General features: G+C 75.5%; 2 protein-coding genes. Both read left to right on the forward strand.

The features are described 5' to 3' along the window. Window positions 1-1,032 (forward strand): beta-ketoacyl reductase (locus ACFTWP_RS41225; RefSeq protein WP_380270323.1); only part of this gene is annotated, 1,032 nt, incomplete at its 5' end. Then, window positions 1,032-5,276, forward strand: a 4,245-nt coding sequence (locus ACFTWP_RS41230) for a type I polyketide synthase (protein ID WP_380270324.1), incomplete at its 3' end; no start/stop codon positions are given. The genes ACFTWP_RS41225 and ACFTWP_RS41230, both read left to right, overlap by 1 nt.

Genomic DNA, 5,276 nt, shown 5'->3' on the forward strand with positions numbered 1-5,276 from the left:
CTCGACCACACCATGCGCCCCAAAGCCGACGGCGCCTGGCACCTCCACCACCTCACCAAAGACCACAACCTCACCGCCTTCATCCTGTTCTCCTCCGCCTCCGGCGTCCTCGGCTCCGCCGGGCAGGGCGCCTACGCCGCCGCCAACGGCTACCTGGACGGCCTCGCCCAGCACCGCCACCACCTCGGCCTGCCCGCCCTCTCACTGGCCTGGGGCCTCTGGGACCAGACGGACGGCGGCATGGCGGGCGGCCTGACCGAGGCCGAACGCGGCCGCATCACCCGCGCCGGGTTCGGGGCGATCGCCCCCGCCGCCGGGCTCGCCCTGTTCGACGCCGCCCTGGGGCGGCCCGAGCCCCTGCTCATCCCGGCCAGGTTCGACCTGCCGCTGCTCCAACCACGAAGCGGCGACCAGGACTTCCCGCCGGTTCTGCGCGGCCTGGTACGCCCTGCCCGCCCCCGGCCCACCGCCCCGGACGGCCACGGCCGACCCGGCGCCTCCTCCCTCGCCGAGCGGCTGCTCCCGCTGGACGACGCCGAGCGCGAGAGCCTGCTGCTCGACCTCGTCCGCACCCGGACCGCGACGGTGCTGGGGCACAGCTCGCCCCACGCCGTCGCCCCGGACCGGCCGTTCACCGAGGCCGGGGTGGACTCCCTGGCCGCCGTGGAGATCCGCGGTCGGCTCGACGCCGCCACCGGCATCCGCCTGCCCGCCACCGCCGTCTTCGACTACCCGACGCCCGCCGGGCTCGCCGCGCACCTCAGGGACGTCCTCGTCCCTGCCGCCCCGAGCCCCGCCGCCGCCGCTCTCGCCGACCTCGACCGGCTGCGTGAGGCTCTCCCCAGGCTGGCCGGCGACCAGGAGACCACCGAACAGATCCACCTGCGGCTCAAGGCCCTGCTCGCCGCCTGGGACCAGGCCGCCACCGAACGGGACGAGGACCCGGACCGCGACGCGGACGGGAACGACCTCGACTCCGCCGGTCTCGACGAACTGCTCGCCATCATCAACGTGGAACTGGGAGACGCCTGATGCCGGGCACCGAAGAGAAGATCCTGGACTCCCTCAAGCGGCTCACCGTCGAGCTTCGGCAGACCAGGAAGCGACTGCGCGAGACCGAGGACGCGGCCCGCGAACCCATCGCCGTCATCGGCATGGCCTGCCGCTACCCCGGCGGCGTCCAAACACCCGACGACCTCTGGCAGGTCGTCGCCCAGGGCCGCGACGCCGTCTCCGCCTTCCCCGTCGACCGCGACTGGGACCTCGACTCCCTTCGCGGCCCGGGCGACGCGGGCGGCTCCAGTACCGCGCACGCGGGCGGATTCCTCTACGACGTGGCCGACTTCGACCCGGCGCCGTTCGGCATCAGCCCGCGCGAGGCGACCGCGATGGATCCCCAGCAGCGCCTGCTGCTGGAGACCTCCTGGGAGGCCTTCGAGCACGCCGGCATCGATCCGGCCACCCTGCGCGGCAGCCGCACCGGCGTCTACGCCGGAATCATGTACCACGACTACGCGGCCCGGCTGCGCGAGCTGCCCGAGGACGTCATGGGCTACCTCGGCACCGGGACGTCCGGCAGCATCGCCTCCGGCCGGGTGGCCTACACCTTCGGCCTGGAGGGCCCGGCCGTCACCATCGACACCGCCTGCTCCTCCTCCCTGGTCGCGCTGCACCTGGCCGTCCAGTCGCTGCGCGGCAAGGAGTGCTCGCTCGCGCTGGCCGGCGGCGCCACCGTGATGGCCTCCCCGCTGCCCTTCGTCGACTTCAGCCGCCAGGAGGGCCTCTCCTCGGACGGCCGCTGCAAGTCCTTCGCGGCCGGTGCGGACGGCACCGGCTGGGCCGAGGGCGCCGGCATGCTCCTGCTGGAGCGGTTGTCCGACGCCCGCCGCAACGGCCACCCCGTCCTCGCCGTGGTACGCGGCACCGCCGTCAACCAGGACGGCGCCAGCAACGGCCTCACCGCCCCCAGCGGCCCCGCCCAGCAGCGGGTGATCCGCCGCGCCCTCGCCGACGCCGGCCTCACCCCGACCGAGGTCGACGCGGTCGAGGCACACGGCACCGGCACCAGGCTCGGCGACCCGATCGAGGCCCAGGCCCTGCTGGCGGCCTACGGCCAGGGCCGCACCGCCGACCGCCCGCTGCGGCTCGGCTCCCTCAAGTCCAACATCGGCCACACCCAGGCCGCGGCCGGCGTCGGCGGGATCATGAAGATGATCCTGGCCATGCGCCACGGCGAACTCCCCCGCACCCTGCACGTCGACGAGCCCACCCCGCACGTGGACTGGTCCTCCGGGGCCGTGGAACTGCTCACCCGGCCGCAGCCGTGGCCGCGCCGCGAGACCCCGCGCCGCGCCGGGGTCTCCTCCTTCGGATTCAGCGGCACCAACGCGCACGCCATCATCGAGGAACCGCCCGCGCCCGAGGAGCAGCCGTCGGCGCACGCCGCCGCCTCGCCGCCCGCCCTGTGGACGTTGACCGCCGCCACCGAAGCCGCGCTGCGTGCCCAGGCCGGACGGCTCACCGCCCACCTGCGCCGCGACCCGGCACCGAGCCCCACCGACGTCGGCCACTCCCTGCTCACCACCCGCACCGCGCTCGACCACCGCGTGGTCGTGGTCGGACGCGACCGGGACACGCTGCTGCACGACCTGGACGCCTTCGCGACCGGGCACCCCACCGCCGGCGTCCTGCACGAGCGCGCCACCGCGGGCGCCCTGGCGGTCATGTTCACCGGCGGCGGCAGCCAACGCCCGGGCATGGGAAAGGAGTTGTACGCGGCCTTCCCGGCCTTCGCCGAGGCCTTCGACGCCGTCTGCGCCGAACTGGACCGGCAGCTGCCCACGCCGCTGCGCTCGGCGGTCTTCGGCTCGCCCGCCGAGGACGGCGCGTCGCCGCTCGCCGGGCAGGCCTACGCCCAACCCGCGCTGTTCGCCGTCGAGGTGGCACTGTTCCGCCTGTTCGCCTCCTGGGGAGTCGAGCCCGACCACGTCCTCGGCCACTCGGGCGGCGAACTCGCGGCCGCCCACGTCGCAGGCGTACTCTCGCTGCCCGACGCGGCCGTCCTGGTCGCCGCGCGCGGCCGGCTCACCCAGGCACTGACACCCGGCGGGGCCATGGTCGCGGTGGCCGCCGGCGAGCAGGAGGTCCGGCCGCTGCTGACCGAAGGCGCCGAGATCGCAGCCGTCAACAGCCCCGACGCGGTGGTTCTCTCCGGGGACGAGCAGCCCGTCCTGGCCCTCGCCGCGCACTTCGCCGCCCTCGGCCGCAAGACCCGTCGGCTGAACGTCAGTTACGCCTCCCACTCGGCGCGGGTCGACCCGATGCTGGCGGAGTTCCGGCAGATCGCCGCCGGGCTGGAGCTGCGGCCGCCCCGGATCGGCTTCGTCTCCACCGTCACCGGCGAACCCGCCGACGGGCAGGAGCTCTGCACCCCCGAGTACTGGGTGCGCAACGCCCGCCGACCCGTCCGATTCGCCGACGCCGTCCGGCGTCTGGAGGCCGACGGCACCCGCACCTTCCTCGAACTCGGGCCGGAGGCAGCTCTCACGCCCATGGCCGAGGCCTGCTTCACCCGGGCCGGCTCCGCCGCGGTATCCGCCCAGCGCGCCGACCGAGACCAGGCCACCGAGGTCGCCGCCGCCCTCGGCCGCCTCCATGCCCGGGGCACCGCCGTCGACCGGTCCGCGTACTTCCGGGACAGTGACGCCCGCCGGGTCGACCTGCCGACGTACGCCTTCCAGCGGCAGCGGCACTGGCTGGAGGCCCCGGCCGGGAACCGGCTCGACGTCAGCTCGGCCGGCCTCGGCTTCCCCGACCACCCGCTGCTCGGCGCCAGCATCGTCGTCGCCGACTCCGAGGAGTTCCTGTTCACGGGCCGGCTGGACCTTCGGACCCAGCCGTGGCTGGCCGACCACGCCGTCGGCGACGCCGTCCTGCTCCCCGGCACCGCCCTGGTCGAACTCGCCCTGCGGGCTGGCGAACAGGCGGACTGCGATCACCTTGAGGAACTCACCCTCACCGCGCCACTGATCGTCCCGGCCGAGAGGGCGGTGACCCTGCAGATCCGCCTCGGCGCACCCGACGAGGCGGGCCGCCGCCCGGTCGAGGTGTACGCCTGCGAGGAGGACGCCTTCCCCGGGCGGCCATGGACCAGGTACGCCTCCGGGATGCTGTCCGCCGGGGCTCCCGAGCCCTCCGACGCACTCGCCGTCTGGCCACCGGCCGGCGCCGAAGCCCTCGACCTGGACGGCCTGTACGAGCGCCTCGACGCCGACGGCCTGCACTACGGCCCGGCCTTCCAGGGCCTGCGAGCAGCCTGGCGGCGCCACGGCGAGCTGTTCGCCGAGGTCGCGCTGGAGGCCGAACAGGAGGATGTGGCACGCACGTTCGGGCTGCACCCCGCCCTCCTCGACGCCGCGCTGCACGCCCTCGGCCTCGGGGTCCTGCCCGGCACCCCCGCCACCGCCGCCCTGCCGTTCGCCTGGCACGGCGTCGCCCTGCACGGCATCGGCGCCACGACCCTGCGGGTTCGACTCAGCTCCACCGGCCCGGGCGCGGTCGCCATCGAGGCCGCCGACGCCACCGGCCGGCCCGTCCTCACCGTGGAGTCACTGCTGCTGCGGCCGGCCGGGCTGCTCGCCACCACCGGCGGCGCGGCACCTGAACCGCTGCTCCACCTCGTCTGGACTGAACCGCAGACCCCCCGGGCCCCGGCTGCGCCCGGCCGGAGCGGACTGCTCACCGATGCACTCGCCTCCACCGCGCCGGCGCCCGACACCCTGGTACTCCCCCTCCTCGACACCCCGGCCGCGCCCCGACCCGCCTACGCGGCGGGCGAGTCCGCCGCCCGGACCCTCGGCCTCGTCCAGGCCTGGCTCGCCGGCGACCGATTCGCCGACACCCGCCTCGTCGTCGTCACGAGCGGCGCGGTCGCCGTCGAGCCGAACGAGAACGTCCACGACCTGCCCCGCGCCGCTGACCGGGGGCTGCTGCGCTCCGCCCAGTCCGAGCACCCGGGCCGGATCGTCCTGGTGGACACCGACCGGCCCGACGGCTGGCACGCGGACCTGGCCCGGATCCTCCACCCGGACGAGCCGAGCGTCGCCCTGCGCGGGGGCCGTGTGCTGGTTCCCCGGCTCGCTCCCGCCCCGCCCCGGCCACACCCCGGTGACGGCACGTCCGTCCTGGATCCGGACGGCACGGTGCTGATCACGGGCGGCACCGGCGACCTCGGCGCACTCCTCGCCCGCCACCTCGTCACCACCCACGGCATCCGC

This window comes from Kitasatospora sp. NPDC057015, from assembly GCF_042673745.1.
Taxonomy (GTDB): Bacteria; Actinomycetota; Actinomycetes; order Streptomycetales; family Streptomycetaceae; genus Kitasatospora.